General features: G+C 31.2%; 15 protein-coding genes. 12 read left to right on the forward strand and 3 right to left on the reverse strand.

Translation table 11 applies throughout. The features are described 5' to 3' along the window. Positions 1-29 precede the first annotated feature (29 nt). Positions 30-1,382, reverse strand: a complete 1,353-nt coding sequence (gene rlmD / locus E7419_00480) for a 23S rRNA (uracil(1939)-C(5))-methyltransferase RlmD (protein ID MBE7013665.1) — start codon at positions 1,380-1,382, stop codon at positions 30-32. An 89-nt stretch (positions 1,383-1,471) separates the two neighbouring features. After that, a complete protein-coding gene (gene murA, locus E7419_00485; GenBank protein MBE7013666.1) occupies positions 1,472-2,719 on the reverse strand; it encodes a UDP-N-acetylglucosamine 1-carboxyvinyltransferase in 1,248 nt (415 codons plus the stop codon). A 166-nt stretch (positions 2,720-2,885) separates the two neighbouring features. Between murA and E7419_00490 the strand changes: the two genes are divergently transcribed. From E7419_00490 to E7419_00530, 9 genes are all read left to right on the forward strand, one after another. Beyond that, a complete protein-coding gene (locus E7419_00490) occupies positions 2,886-3,713 on the forward strand; it encodes a TIGR00159 family protein (protein MBE7013667.1) in 828 nt (275 codons plus the stop codon). Beyond that, entirely contained in the window at positions 3,703-4,626 is a 924-nt protein-coding gene (locus E7419_00495; protein ID MBE7013668.1) for a hypothetical protein, read from the forward strand. The genes E7419_00490 and E7419_00495 overlap by 11 nt, the downstream gene beginning before the upstream one ends. 21 nt (positions 4,627-4,647) lie before the next feature. Then, positions 4,648-6,219 carry a hypothetical protein gene (locus tag E7419_00500; GenBank protein MBE7013669.1) on the forward strand — a complete coding sequence of 524 codons (1,572 nt, stop codon included), beginning with the start codon at positions 4,648-4,650 and terminating at the stop codon, positions 6,217-6,219. 4 nt (positions 6,220-6,223) lie between these two features. Beyond that, a complete protein-coding gene (locus E7419_00505) occupies positions 6,224-7,039 on the forward strand; it encodes an alpha/beta hydrolase (protein ID MBE7013670.1) in 816 nt (271 codons plus the stop codon). Between the two features lie 10 nt (positions 7,040-7,049). Beyond that, on the forward strand, positions 7,050-8,078 hold the full coding sequence (locus E7419_00510; protein MBE7013671.1) for a sugar kinase: 1,029 nt from the start codon (positions 7,050-7,052) through the stop codon (positions 8,076-8,078). 2 nt (positions 8,079-8,080) lie between these two features. Continuing rightward, entirely contained in the window at positions 8,081-8,845 is a 765-nt protein-coding gene (locus E7419_00515; GenBank protein MBE7013672.1) for a biotin--[acetyl-CoA-carboxylase] ligase, read from the forward strand. After that, positions 8,839-9,375, forward strand: a complete 537-nt coding sequence (locus E7419_00520) for a biotin transporter BioY (GenBank protein MBE7013673.1) — start codon at positions 8,839-8,841, stop codon at positions 9,373-9,375. The genes E7419_00515 and E7419_00520 overlap by 7 nt, the downstream gene beginning before the upstream one ends. A 67-nt stretch (positions 9,376-9,442) precedes the next feature. Next, complete coding sequence (locus E7419_00525) at positions 9,443-10,507, forward strand: branched-chain amino acid aminotransferase (GenBank protein ID MBE7013674.1); 1,065 nt, start codon at positions 9,443-9,445, stop codon at positions 10,505-10,507. A 19-nt stretch (positions 10,508-10,526) separates the two neighbouring features. Further along, a complete protein-coding gene (locus E7419_00530) occupies positions 10,527-11,021 on the forward strand; it encodes a hypothetical protein (GenBank protein MBE7013675.1) in 495 nt (164 codons plus the stop codon). Between the two features lie 130 nt (positions 11,022-11,151). On the opposite strand, the gene E7419_00535 is transcribed toward E7419_00530, so the two are convergent. Beyond that, entirely contained in the window at positions 11,152-12,240 is a 1,089-nt protein-coding gene (locus E7419_00535; protein MBE7013676.1) for an aminoglycoside phosphotransferase family protein, read from the reverse strand. A gap of 110 nt (positions 12,241-12,350) precedes the next feature. Between E7419_00535 and E7419_00540 the strand changes: the two genes are divergently transcribed. From E7419_00540 to E7419_00550, 3 genes are read left to right on the forward strand one after another with little or no spacing between them, the layout of a single operon-like run. After that, positions 12,351-13,157, forward strand: coding sequence for a helix-turn-helix transcriptional regulator (locus tag E7419_00540; GenBank protein ID MBE7013677.1), 807 nt, complete (start codon positions 12,351-12,353; stop codon positions 13,155-13,157). A gap of 43 nt (positions 13,158-13,200) precedes the next feature. Continuing rightward, a complete protein-coding gene (locus E7419_00545; GenBank protein ID MBE7013678.1) occupies positions 13,201-13,818 on the forward strand; it encodes a cytidylate kinase-like family protein in 618 nt (205 codons plus the stop codon). 1 nt (position 13,819) lies between these two features. Then, on the forward strand, positions 13,820-14,443 hold the full coding sequence (locus E7419_00550) for a hypothetical protein (protein MBE7013679.1): 624 nt from the start codon (positions 13,820-13,822) through the stop codon (positions 14,441-14,443). The last annotated feature ends 138 nt before the right edge of the window (positions 14,444-14,581 follow it).

Genomic DNA, 14,581 nt, shown 5'->3' on the forward strand with positions numbered 1-14,581 from the left:
ACCTCGCAAGAGATTTATATCGATGAGTGCTATGCACGACATAGCAGCGCACAGCACTCAACGTGTGCAGTTTGCGGAAACATATCACAAGCAATAATTTCTTGTATTTTATACTCATTATTTTGTGTAAGAATATTCAAATCTCTTGCTAAAGTTGCAACATCACAGGAAACATAACAAATTTTATCTGGCTTTAGTTTTTCTATCTCGGCAAGAAGATTTTTGTCACATCCTGAGCGTGGAGGATCAAGTATTACAGCAGTAGGACGATTTTCATTTTCTATCAAATTATATATAATATCCTCTGCTTTTCCCGTATAAAATGTTGCATTGGTTATACCGTTGAGTTTTGCATTTTCGTTTGCATATTCTATCGCTTCGTCAATTACTTCAACGCCTATAACTTCTTTTACTTTATGAGAAGCACAAAGTCCGATTGTGCCTATCCCGCAGTATATATCAAATAAAACATCATCTTTTTTTAGCTCAAGAAGTTCTATTGCTTTATTGTAAAGGTTGGAAACATTATAAGGATTAACCTGAAAAAAAGATTTGCTTCCTATTTTAAATTTTAATCCTGAAATTTCATCTTTAATATATGGATTCCCGTAAAGTGTAATAACTTCATCTCCAAGTATAACATTATTCTTTTTTGGGTTGATATTTACAATAATTGATTTTATATTTTCAATTTCAAGAAGGCTCGATTTAAGTTTATCAAGATAAGGAATGTTCTTTTTATAAGATACAATTCCTGCCATGATTTCGCCTGTGTGAATACCAATACGGTAAAATATATGCCTTATAAGACCTTCGCTCGTTTTTTCATCGTATGGTTGAATGTTATATTCTTCCATCCAATCTTTAACTTTTTTTGCTACAATAAAAGCATTTTTATCCTGAATTAAACAATTATCCATATTTATAACATCGTGAGTTTTAGATCTGTAAAAACCACAAACAATTTTTTTATCCTTATCATAGGAAACAGGTATAAGGGCTTTATTCCTGTAATTTAAAATTTGTTTTGAAGGAATGATTTTTGTAACATTAAAATCTATTTTGCCTATTCGTTTTATGGCGTCATTAACTTTTAATAATTTCATATCAAGTTGCTTTTTATAATCAGTGTTAAGAAGAGTACAACTTCCGCATTTTGTGAAATGAGGGCAAATAGGATTAATTCTTGAATTTGAAGGTATCAAAACTTCGGATAGTTTGCAATAAACTATATTTCCTTTAATTTTTAAAATTTTACAGGATACTGTTTCTCCTATAAGAGTATAAGGAACAAAGAACACATACTGATCTTTTTTTGCCACTCCGTGTCCTTCTGATGTTATTGATGTAATTTCTAAAGTTATAAAATCATTCTTTTTCATAATACACTCCGATGTTTATAATAATATAATTATAACATAAATAATAAAAAAAACAAGATTTCGGTAAAAATCTTGTTCTACATGTAATTTTATTCCAGGTATTTTATGTTTGCTCCGAGACTGTTTAAATTATCAACAAAGTTAAAATATCCTCTTGTGATGTAATGAGAATTTTTAATAATTGTTTCTCCATCTGCGTTTAAACCTGCAAGAACAAGTGCAGCTCCTGCTCTTAAGTCGGTTGCTGAAACGGTTGTTCCTGAAAGCCGCCCTCCTTCGATTACTGCGCACCTTCCATCAATTCTTATATTAGCTCCCATTCTTTTTAGTTCGCCAATATGTTGAAACCTGTTTTCAAAAATTGTTTCAGTAATAATACTTGTGCCTTTTATGCAGGAAAAAAGCGAGGCAAACTGTGCCTGCATATCAGTGGGGAAACCTGGATAAGGCAGTGTTTTTATATCAGTGGCTTTAAGAGGATTTTCACAAATGACTCTTATGGAGTCAGGTTTTTCAATTATGTTTACACCAATTTCCTTAAATTTTGCACAAACAGGTCTTAAATGGTCGCAAATAACGTTATTTATAGTTACGTCTCCTTTTGTTATTGCAGCGGCAACCATATATGTTCCTGCTTCTATTCTGTCGGGAATAACTGTATGCTCACATCCTATTAATTTTTTTACACCTCTTACTTTTATTGTATCAGTACCTGCTCCTATAACCTCTGCACCCATAGAACTTAGAAAATTTGCAAGATCAACTATTTCAGGTTCAACAGCAGCGTTTTCAATTATAGTTTCACCCTCTGCAAGAGTAGATGCCATCATTATATTTTCTGTTGCTCCTACAGACGGAAAATCAAGATAAATTTTTGCTCCCTTTAATTTGTCACAGGAAATATCAATAAAACCATGCTTTTTTTCGATTTTTGCACCTAAAGAGTGAAATCCTTTTAAATGAAGGTCGACAGGTCTTGAACCAATAGCACATCCTCCGGGATAGGAAATACGTACACTTTTATATTTTGCAAGAAGAGGACCTGAGATGAGAAATGATGCTCTTAGTTTACTTGTCATATCATAAGATGATTTAAGTGTGGTTATTTTTTCTGGACTGATTTTATATATACCGTTTTCTTCCTCAATTTTACAACCCAGCGATTTTAAAATTTCAAACATATTTAAAATGTCGGTAAGTTCGGGAATTGATTTAAGATAAGACGGAGTGTCTGATAAAAGGGTAGCAGCAATAATGGGAAGTGCAGAATTTTTGGCACCGTGAATATCTAATTTACCCTCAAGATGTCTTGCCTTTTTTAAAATAATATCCGGCAAAAATATTCCTCCTTTTTTAAAAATAATGTCTATTTTAATTATTGTCATAATAAAGTTTTTAATACTTAACATTTTTTATAAAAAAATATAAAAAAAATAATGACAAATTTCAAAAAAAGTTGTATAATATTCTTATATAATCTAAAAAGGAGAAAAATGGAAAATTATGCCCGGTCTGTTTTTTTTACGAACCATAAAAATAACCGATATTATTGACATTATAATAGTAAGTTATCTTATTTACAAAGTAATAGTATTTTTTAGAAATACCCGTGCTTACCAACTCATAAAAGGGATTGCTTTGCTTCTTATTTTTTCTCAGCTTAGCGAAATGTTTCATCTTAATACTATAAGTTATATACTTAAAAATACGATGCAGGTAGGTCTTATTGCTATTGTAGTATTATTCCAGGCAGAGATAAGAAAAGCGTTATCAAAAATGGGTAGTAAAGGGTTTAAACTATTCAATTTTGAAGATAATGATGACGATGAGCAGATAAAATATATTGTCAAACAAATAAAAGATGCAAGTTTTAACTTGTCAAAACTCGGTTACGGAGCGTTAATGGTTATAGAAAGAGATATAAAAATAGGAGATATCATAAGAACAGGAGTTAATCTTGATTCGGAGATTACATCTGAACTTATGGTTAACATTTTTGTGCCTAATACACCTTTACATGACGGTGCAGTTATTATTGGTGATCATAAAATCAAAGCTGCGGCATGTTTCTTACCTCTTTCTCAGAATGAGGCTATTTCCAATGAACTTGGTACAAGGCATCGTGCAGGAATAGGTATCACTGAATCAACTGATGCAGTTGTTGTAATTGTATCGGAAGAAACGGGGAAAATTTCTGTTGCGATGGACGGTGAGCTTTCACGTAATATGTCAGAAGAAAAACTTACTGATATTTTAACAAAAGCGTTTACCAGGGAACTTGGTTACAATAAAAGGAACAAAGTCTGGAGGTTTAAGAAAAATGGGAAATAAATCAAAAGGCAATGTACTAATAAAAATTATTTCGGTTTTAGTTGCAATTATTTTATGGTTTTATATCCAGACTGTGCAAAATCCATATATAGATTTTACATTTAATGCACTTAATGTGTCTTTGCATAATGCTCATCTTCTGGAAGAAAGAAATCTTGTGGTAACAGGAGAAACAGATTTTAAAACCGATGTTACGGTCAATTGTGCAAGAATGAGTCTTGGCAAACTTAAAAAAGATGATTTTGTTGTTTACGCAGACCTTTCCGAAGTTAAGTCTGCAGGTGTTGTTGAACTTCCTATTGGTGTAAGGATTAATAATGAAAATATTCTTGTTTCCAATAAACAACCTTCCACTATTAAACTTACTGTTGATACAATTGTTACGGTTGAAAAAGATATTTTAGTTCATACAGTCGGAAAAGTAAAAAAAGAAAGTTATACAAATGATGATATGATTACAGCCGAATCCGACAGGGTAATGATAAGAGGCCCTAAATCATTACTTACCAAAGTCGCAAACGGAATTGCAACTGTTGATCTTTCAGGAAAGTCAGAAAGTTTTTCCGATTTATATGATATTGTTTTAGTAGATGAGGACGGAACTGCTGTTATAGATGAGAAAATAACACTTCTTAATGAAAATGTTAAAGTATCAGTAGAAATTCTTCCTACAAAAATGCTTCCTATAGAAATTTCAAATATTTCGGAAGATGTTAAGTATTCATTAACTCCATCGCGTGTTGAAGTTGCAGGGCCAAAAGAGATATTAGACACGATGGATAAAATTGTTGTAGATAATTTTAATCTGGTTAGTAAAACAGAGGGGCATACCCAGAATGTAAGTATTACTTTACCTGAAGAGTTGATGCTTATAACTGATGTTATACCCGAACTTAAAGTATTAGTTAATTAAATTAAAGAGGGAGGTTATATTATGGCGCTTTTAGTTAATGATATAATTCTCCCTCTTTCTTATAAAAAAGAAGATGCTTTTGAAATTGCAATAAGAAAAAGTAAAGTTTCAAAAGAAAATATCAAAAAAATATATATAAGAAAAAAATCAGTTGATGCACGTGATGGTGACATTAAGTTTGTTTACTCAGTTGCAATGGACCTTTTTTCTTATGATAATGTTAAGACTGATTCAAATGTTATAGAAACTGAAGATTTTGTTTTTAAAATAAACTGTAATAAAGCACCAAAAGAAAGACCTGTTATCGTAGGCTTAGGTCCTGCAGGACTTTTTTGCGCGTATCTTATCACTTTATATGGTGGGAAACCTATTGTTTTAGAACAAGGTAAACCTTTGGAAGAAAGAAAAAAAGATGTTGAACTGTTTTTTAAAACAGGGATTTTTAACGAACTTTCCAATGTCCAGTTTGGTGAAGGTGGCGCAGGGACATTTTCCGATGGGAAACTTACAACAAGAATAAATGATAAAAGATGCAAATTTGTTCTTGATACATTTTATAAATTCGGTGCCGATGAAAGTATTTTATACAAAGCACATCCTCATATCGGGACAGATTGTCTTGGCGATATTATAAAAAATATGCGTAAGTTTATTGAAGAAAACGGCGGGGATGTTTATTTTAACAGTGAAGTTACAGATATTATGATTGTTGACTCCGAAGTTAAAGGAGTTGTTCTTGCAAACGGAGAAAAAATATTTTCAGATAATGTTGTCCTCGCAGTAGGGCATAGCAGCCGAAAAATATTTAATCTTTTAAAGAATAAGCAAATCGCAATGGAGAAAAAACCTTTCTCGGTAGGTTTCAGAATTGAGCATTTAAGAGAATTTATAGATAAAGGAAGATATGGAAAATATGCAGGGCATAAAAATTTAGGTTCGGCAGAATATCAGTTTTCCTATCGGACTGGTGAAAGAGGATGTTATACTTTTTGTATGTGTCCCGGAGGTCAGGTTATAGCCTCAAATTCAGAAGAAAATTCGGTTGTAACAAATGGAATGAGTAATTCAAAACGTGACGGAATTAACTCAAACAGTGCAGTTGTTGCATCAGTTCTTCCAAAAGATTTGGATACCGATATTTTTTCAGGGGTGGAATTTCAAAAACTACTTGAGAAAAAAGCCTTTGATAATGGAGGCGGTGGATATATCGCACCTTGCCAGCTTTCAAAAGATTTTATATTAGGTAAGAAAAGTACTGAATTTAAAAGTGTAAAACCAACCTATCCAATTGGAACAAATTTTGTTGATTTTAATAAAATATTCCCTGAAAATGTTAATACAATGCTAAAAGCAGGACTTATAAATTTTGATAAAAAAATTAAAGGGTTTTCAACATCTGATGCAGTTTTAACAGGAATTGAAACAAGAACAAGTTCACCGCTTAGAATATTAAGAGGCGAAAACTTAAATTCCATAACTGTTAAAGGTCTTTATCCGGCGGGAGAAGGAGCGGGGTATGCAGGAGGCATAACAAGCGCTGCAGTTGATGGACTAAGAATAGCACAGGCTATTTTAGAAGTGGAAGGGGAATAACTAAATGAATGTAACAAGATATTCGCTATGGGAAAATGTACCATGTACTACAAATAACTATGAGCCATGGATTGAACACTATGCCCCGAAAAATAAAATAACAAATTCTGCTCTTATTATAATACCGGGAAGTGGATACATCAGTGATCCTGACAGACCAAAACAGGAAGGCGAACGGGTTGCTAAGTATTTTTGTGATAAAGGAATAAATGTTTTTGTGTTAAGATACAGAGTTTTTCCTGATGTTTTTCCTTGTCCGATATTAGATGGAAGAAGAGCAGTAAGGTATGTAAGATATTATAGTGAAAAATTCGGGATAAACAAAGAAAAAGTAGCAGTAATGGGATACTCGGCAGGAGGTCATCTGACTGCGTCACTTTTTACATATCATGATAAAACAGAGTATGAGGGGATAGATGAAATTGATAATGAAAGTTTTGTTCCCGATTATCAGATTTTGTGTTATCCTGTTATAAGTCTTGATAAAGAGAATTATTTTACTAATAAAGGCTCTGCAGATAATCTTCTTTCTTTAAGATATGAGCAGTTAAAAGATTCTTTAAGTCTTGATAAGTCACTTGTTAAAGTCGAAGCACCAACATTTATCTGGCATAATTTTGATGATGATGCGGTTGGGGTTGAAAACTCTTTATTATATGCAAAAAAATTAAGTAAAGACGGCACATCGGTTGAAATGCATATTTTCCCTGACGGAGGGCATGGAAAAGGACTTCCTGTTGAAGATAAGAAAGATTTAAACCATATAAAAATATGGACTGAACTTTTGGATAATTGGCTTAAATACAAAGATTTTTATTGAGGTGTGTAGTATGGAATTTATTAAAAAAAACAGAGAATTTGATTTAATAGGTTTTGGGGAAGTTATGTTAAGACTTTCTCCTGACAGTAAGGAAAAAATTTCCACAAGTGAAGCATTTAATAAAAATGCAGGAGGAAGCGAACTTAATGTTGTGTCAGGTGCTGCGATGCTTGGGGTTCGTTCTGCTATTATTACAAAACTTCCTGAAAATAAGCTTGGCCATTTTATAAGAAATAAAATAAGATATGGAAATGTAAGCGATGATTATATAGTTTACGACCATTCGAGTTCAAAAAGGCTTGGCATATATTTTTATGAAAGCGGAGTATATCCTCGTAAATCGTCTGTTGTATATGACAGGGCAAATGCTTCTGTAACTACACTTTCGATTGATGAAATACCTGAAGAAATTTTTGCCAAAACGGGAGTATTCCATATAAGCAGTATATCTTTGGCTCTCGGCAAAACTTTGCAGGAAACTGCAATTTATTGTATAAAAAAATTCAAAGAAGCGGGAGCAGTTATATCTTTTGATGTTAACTACCGTGCAACTTTATGGGATGAAGATACAGCAAGGGAAACAATTAAAAAAATTCTTCCCTATGTTGATATTTTATTTGTATCGGAAGAAAGTTCAAGAAGAATGTTTGCAAAAACAGGAACTTTAGAAGAAATTCAAAAAAGTTATGCCGATGAGTATGGATGTAGAATTGTTGCAACAACTAAAAGGCAAGTAATAAGTCCTACCAAACATAATTTTTCGTCTCAAATATACTATGATGGTAAATATTATACTGAAGAGGCTTATGAAAATATTGAGGTTGTTGACAGACTGGGCAGTGGAGATGCTTATGTTGCAGGTGTGTTATATGGTGTGATAACTCATTCAGATATTATTAAAGCGCTTGAAATAGGAAATGCTATGTCGGCGGTTAAAAATACTATTAATGGTGATATGTGTTCAAGCAGTATAGGTGAGATTGAAGAAGTAATAAAATCACATCAGGCAGTAGGACACCAAAGTGAAATGAACAGATAACTATGATAAAAATTACTGAAGAAAATATAAAAAAGCACCTTTGCTGTAATTCTTATGAATTTGAAATATTTGATAAAATAGATTCAACCAATACTTATGCAAGAAACGTTCTTAAAGATGGAAAAGTCATAATTTCCGATATGCAAAAAAACGGCAGGGGAAGAATGGGAAGAAGTTTTTATTCACCGGAAGATAACGGTATATATATGAGCGTTGTACTGAAGGTGGATAAAGAATATTCTGACCTTGATTTATTTACTGTTGCGATTGCTTCAATAACCTTAAGTGCTATAGAAAAAGTCACAGGTAAAAATTGCTTTGTAAAATGGGTTAATGATATATTTTTAAATGATAAAAAGGTTTCGGGAATATTATGTGAAAATGTTCTCTCAAAGGATGGCAAAAAAATTGAATATATAATTATAGGCATTGGTATAAATGTTAAATCTGTTAAAGATTTTCCAATGGATTTAAAGGATATAGCAGGATGTATAGAGGAAATTGACAGGAATATTTTAATAGCAGAAATTTTAAAAGGTACTCAAACATTAAGAAAAGATTTTAATCTTAAAAAATATCTGAAATTATATAAAGAAAAGTCTATGGTAATCAATAAGAATATTTCATTTTTCCTAAACTCGAAAGAATATAGCGGAAAAGTTGAAGATATTAATGACAAGGGAAATCTTGTAGTTAGAATACCAAATGGAGATATAAAAATAATAAAGTCAGGAGAAATTCGTCTGAATTTAAATGATATATGTTAAAAACTAAATCTTTGATTAAAATTTCATTGTTTACTGCTGTTATATGTATATTAAGTTTGGTAAGAATACCTGTTTTACCTGTCCCGGTTTCTTTAACATTCTTTGCAGTTAATACAATTATCCTGATTTCTGATTTAAAAATAAGTTTCATATCTTTGTTGTTGTATTTAGTACTTGGCCTTATCGGGCTTCCTGTGTTTTCTCAGGGCGGCGGGATAGGATATGTGTTTAATATGTCTTTCGGATATCTTTTAGGATTTTTAATTGCACCTTTAATTTCAGGATTTTTTACAAAGAAAATAAATTTAAACGAATTCAAAAAAAATATGATGTTAAGCGGCATAAATATTTTAACAGTTTATTTTTTCGGAGTTTTATATGCTTATTTTTTATCATATGTTTATCTTGGAATAACAATGGATATTAAGTATCTTATCACGTATTACGTACTTATATTTATTCCGTCTGATATATTTTTTGCTTATCTATCTGTAAAAATTTCTGGAAGATTGAAAAGAATTGTAAAATAATATTGATTTTTAGTAAAAAATGTAGCATAATATATTTAGTTTAACTAATTAAAAGGAGATACATAAAATGGAAATTAAAATTGAAAAAACTTTAACACCTAAAGTTAAACCTGATCAGTCTAACTTGGGTTTTGGTAAAATTTTTACTGACCATATGTTTATTATGGATTACGAAGAAGGAAAAGGATGGCATGATGCAAGAATAGTTCCTTATCAGAATATATCTCTTGCTCCTTCTGCAATGGTTTTCCATTACGGTCAGGAAATGTTTGAAGGATTAAAAGCATATAAAGGCGCAGATGGCAAAACCCGTCTTTTCAGACCGGAAATGAATGCAAAAAGAACAAATGAATCAAATAAAAGACTTTGTATTCCATCTTTACCTGAAGAATACTTTGTTGAAGCAGTAAAGGCGATAGTTAAAATTGATGAGGACTGGATTCCGACTGAAGCAGGCACATCTTTATATATAAGACCTTTTATTATTGCAACTGATGAATTTTTAGGTGTTGCACCATCTAAAACATATAAGTTTATAATCATTCTTTCTCCAAGCGGAGCATACTATGCAAGTGGTCTTGCACCTGTTGGAATATGGATTGAAGATGAGTATGTAAGAGCAGTAAGAGGCGGTATGGGATTTGCTAAAACAGGCGGTAACTATGCTGCATCTTTAATCGGTCAGGTTAAAGCACATGATGACGGATATTCTCAGGTTTTGTGGCTTGATGGTGTTGAAAGAAAATATATTGAAGAAGTAGGCGCAATGAATATCTTCTTTAAAATAAACGGTAAAATTGTAACACCAATGCTTAATGGAAGTATCCTACCTGGTATTACAAGAAATTCAGTTATCCATCTTTGCAAAGAATGGGGATATGAAGTAGAAGAAAGAAAAGTATCTGTTGATGAATTACTAGAAGCACAAAAGAACGGTACTTTGGAAGAAGTTTTCGGAACAGGTACAGCAGCAGTAATTTCTCCTGTTGGTAAATTAAGATACTGTGACGATGTTATGACAATAAACGGCGGAGAAATCGGACCTGTAAGCCAGAAAATATATAATACTGTTACAGGTATTCAAAACGGAACAGTTGAAGATGCTTTTAACTGGATTACCTTTGTAGAATAAAAAAACGGAGGAAAAACAAATGTCGAGTCAGATAAAATTTAAAAGAAGTCTATTTGGCATAAGTAAAAAACCTGTTGTTGAATATATTGAATCAATATCTAAAAATATTGATGATAAACTTTTTAAAAAGGACGCTGAAATAGCACAACTAAAAAAAGATATCGAAATTCTTAATATGGAAAAGAATGCACTTAAAAAAGAAATTTCAGATTTCGAGGAAGAAAAGAAGAAAATATCCGATGTGTTTTTAAAAGCGGAAGAAACAGCAAGAAATACTATTGAAAAAGCAAATCAAGATGCTTCAAATATGCTTAAAAAAGCACAGGAAGATATCAATTTATCTTTTGAAAAAATGAGACAAGACCAGCAAAAAGAGTCTATAGAGTTTGATGCTAAAATTTCAGAAAAACGAAATGAACTTAATAACTACAAGAATGAAATTACATATTTAAGAGAAAAAATTAAAGTTACCTTAAATAAATTTGATGAAATTCTTGCAAATTCTATTAAATAATTTAAAGAAGGCGGAATTTTCCGCCTTCTTTTGTATAACGAAAACCACGCGCGGGTGGATAATTATTGTAGTGAATAGATTTACCTATTTCGATGCGGAAGGCATAAATACCTTCCTTACAAAAGAATAATTATAAACTCTTATATATTCTGTCAATTATTTCTTTCATTTCCTGCTCTTTTTTCTCCATTTCAAAAGCAAGTTTGAATTGAGTTCTTGCACGGTCTAAGTTGTGATTTTCTCTGTGTGTTTTAAAGTAAACATCACCGTCAAGATGATCGGTTAAAAATCTGATACCACATTCTAAGGTAAGCAATATTGCAGAAAAAGGTAAGTATTCAACCTCAGTTTTTGTGATAGAATCTTTCATTTCTTCTAAAAATCCTTTGGCAAACTGTTCAAAGAGATTTATATCAAAATTAACTTTGCTTAAGTCTTTTTCATCTTCATCTGCAGTGTTTGTACCAAAACGTATAGCATCCCCGAAATCACATAACAAAGTCGATGGCATAACAGTATCAAGGTCAATAACACAAATTGCTTCGCCGGTTTTTCCGTCCATAAGAACATTGTTAAGTTTCGTGTCATTATGTGTAACTCTTAATGGAATTTTATTTTCTTTTAAAAGGTCAACAATAACTCCGTATTTATCCTGCCTTTTAATGACAAAATCAATTTCTTCTTTAACTTGATCTTTTCTTCCTGCTTTATTTTCTGATACTGCAGTTTGAAATTTAAAAAATCTGTCTTCAGTATTATGGAAGTTTTCGATTGTTTCGTGCAATCTGTCAGCCCCGAAATCAGAAAGCATATTCTGGAATTTCCCATAGGCCTTTCCCGCACTGTAAAAATGAGCAGGGTTTTCAATTGTCTGATATGTAATGGCATCGTCAACAAAGTTATATGCACGATAGTAATTTCCGTCAACTTTCGCTAAATATGTTCCATCTTTGGCGGTAATAAATGTAAGAGTTTCTCTGTCAGGATTTCCGCCGTATGATATAACCTTTGATTTTAAATGATCGCATATATTTATAATGTTTTCCATTACTTCCCATGGTTTTTTAAATATTAAATGATTTATTCTTTGAATAACATATTTGCTTTTTTTACAGGTAACAAGATATGTGTCATTTATATGTCCGCATCCGTAAGGCTTTATTTCAATTATTTCATCATCGATGCAAAAGTTATCTATAATCTTTTTGCCTCTTTGCATATAATCCATCCTTTATTTTTTTATGATACCATCTTATTATATCACTTGTTATATTTTTTTATTTAGAAAAAAGGTCAAAAAACTTGCACAAAAAGACAGGGTGTGTTATAATGATAAAGGGTGATAGAATGAAAGAGGAAAATATTATCAATGTAAAAAATTTTAATATGATTTCAAGGTTTAATTCCGATACAATAATTGACAAAAATTTTACGGATATAAAAGTAATATTTTCTTTATCAAATGATATTCTTATAAGAATGGGGAAAAAGAATGAATGGCTTTCAAAAGATGAAATTTATATAACTGACTATAGCAGGAATATACAGATTGATTCTCCTTTTTTATCAGAATACAAGATAATATTTATAAAGATAAATTCTGTTTACTATGAGAAACTTATGAATAAGCGTTATTTGATAAAAGGTAATCAGAAACTTATTTTAAATTCTTTGTTTGAAGAATATGAAAGATTTAATATAAATCCTGAGAGTAAGATTTCAAAAATGATGTTAAAAACGCTTTGCGAACAGTTTTTTTTGCTGATTTTAAGGAATAATTTAAGAGTTGAAAAATATAAAAAGTCTGTTAAAAGCGACCTTGATATTATAAACAGTTTAACTATGTATTTTAATGAACATTTAGGCGAGGAAATTCATTTTTCGGATATAGTAAAAAAAGCAGGTCTTTCATCCACAGGACTTAAAACACTTTTTAAGAAGCATACAGGCATGGGGGTTATGAAATACTATAACTATTTGAAAATTGAAAAAGCAAAAGAATATCTTTTGATGGATGAACTCAATGCAACACAAATTGCCAATTTGTTAGGATATGAAAGTATTCATTATTTTTCAAGACAGTTTAAGAATATAACAGGATTTTCGCCCACGGAGTATAGGAATTCCTTGACTTAAAGATAAGAATAATATATAATAAAAGAAAAAAGGAGTTGTTCTTATGAGTAATCTTGCTATAACAATCGGAAGACAGTTCGGTAGTGGAGGAAGAGAAATAGGCATTTTACTTGCAGATAAACTCGGGATAAAATGTTTTGATAAAGAAATTATAAAAAGAGCTTCAGAGGAAAACGGAATAAGTGAAAAGATGTTTGAGCAGGCAGATGAAAAACCGATTAACAGTTTTCTTTATTCTATAGTTGCACATGGATTTCCTACATATACAATGCCTCTTCATGCAGATAATATGTTTTCCAATGATAAAATATTTACTATGCAGGCTGGAACAATTAAAAGAATCTCGGAAGAAATGCCGGCAGTTTTTATTGGAAGATGCGCAAATGATATTTTAAGAAAAAATGAGAAACTGGTTTCTATATTTATATATTCCAATATGGAAGATAAAATCAAAAGAATAAGCGAAAAATATAATATCAGCGAAAAAGAATCAAAAGAAATGATTAGAAGAATCGATAAATCAAGAAGCAGTTACTATGAATTTTATGCAAACCAAAAATGGGGAGATTTAAATAACTATATGCTGTGTATCAATTCATCCTGCGGTATTGATAAAACTGTTAATATTCTTTACAAATACATAATGGAACTGGGGTACTAAAATGGAATATACAATTTTAAGAACAAAATTAAATGAAATATCTTACGATTCTAAAGAATGGGAAAGGGCAAATGTTGCAAAAATAGGCACAGTTAACTGGGATGTAACTACCTATTGTCCCGATACTGAAGTAAGAGTATTAACAAATGACGAAGGATTGTTTGTCCGTTTTGAAACCGATGAGGAAAATTTACGTTTTAATGCAGAACCGATTCAGGGAAAAGTTCATTTAGATAGTTGTGTGGAATTTTTCTTTATACCTGACCCTAAGAACAGTAAAAAATATTTTAATTTTGAATTTAACGCAAAAGGTGCAATTCATTTAGGATATGGTGAAGGGCGTTCGCCTATTCGCACTCCCTGTGAAATCACAGATGTGTCTATATTTAAAATAGAATCTTTTATAAAAGGAGAAAAAGGTTTTATATTAAAATTTTTTATTCCTTATTCGTATATTCTTAAGTACGCAGATGGTATAGGTGATTATTTTTTAGGTAATTTCTATAAATGCAGAGAAGAAGGGGAAAAACCTCATTTTGTGTCCTTAAACCCTATAAAAACACCAGAACCTGATTTTCACAGACCTGAATTTTTTGACAAAATATATATAGAACTTGACAAATAATATATAATGTGATAATATATTTTCATTGAATTAAGAAAGAGAGGATAATAAAAATGGATTCAGACGAGTGCGATAATAACACTAACACTGAACTGTTTTATCATTATTTGTTATAATATATATGTGGCATACCTGCAG

This window comes from Oscillospiraceae bacterium (genome assembly GCA_015068525.1).
Lineage (GTDB): Bacteria > Bacillota > Clostridia > UMGS1840 > HGM11507 > SIG450.

Coding starts and splice junctions, on each gene's coding strand:
- rlmD (MBE7013665.1), bottom strand. CDS start 1,382: ATGAAAAAGAATGATTTTATAACTTTAGAAATTACATCAATAACATCA.
- E7419_00490 (MBE7013667.1), top strand. CDS start 2,886: ATGCCCGGTCTGTTTTTTTTACGAACCATAAAAATAACCGATATTATT.
- E7419_00495 (MBE7013668.1), top strand. CDS start 3,703: ATGGGAAATAAATCAAAAGGCAATGTACTAATAAAAATTATTTCGGTT.
- E7419_00500 (MBE7013669.1), top strand. CDS start 4,648: ATGGCGCTTTTAGTTAATGATATAATTCTCCCTCTTTCTTATAAAAAA.
- E7419_00505 (MBE7013670.1), top strand. CDS start 6,224: ATGAATGTAACAAGATATTCGCTATGGGAAAATGTACCATGTACTACA.
- E7419_00510 (MBE7013671.1), top strand. CDS start 7,050: ATGGAATTTATTAAAAAAAACAGAGAATTTGATTTAATAGGTTTTGGG.
- E7419_00515 (MBE7013672.1), top strand. CDS start 8,081: ATGATAAAAATTACTGAAGAAAATATAAAAAAGCACCTTTGCTGTAAT.
- E7419_00520 (MBE7013673.1), top strand. CDS start 8,839: ATGTTAAAAACTAAATCTTTGATTAAAATTTCATTGTTTACTGCTGTT.
- E7419_00525 (MBE7013674.1), top strand. CDS start 9,443: ATGGAAATTAAAATTGAAAAAACTTTAACACCTAAAGTTAAACCTGAT.
- E7419_00530 (MBE7013675.1), top strand. CDS start 10,527: ATGTCGAGTCAGATAAAATTTAAAAGAAGTCTATTTGGCATAAGTAAA.
- E7419_00535 (MBE7013676.1), bottom strand. CDS start 12,240: ATGCAAAGAGGCAAAAAGATTATAGATAACTTTTGCATCGATGATGAA.
- E7419_00540 (MBE7013677.1), top strand. CDS start 12,351: ATGATAAAGGGTGATAGAATGAAAGAGGAAAATATTATCAATGTAAAA.
- E7419_00545 (MBE7013678.1), top strand. CDS start 13,201: ATGAGTAATCTTGCTATAACAATCGGAAGACAGTTCGGTAGTGGAGGA.
- E7419_00550 (MBE7013679.1), top strand. CDS start 13,820: ATGGAATATACAATTTTAAGAACAAAATTAAATGAAATATCTTACGAT.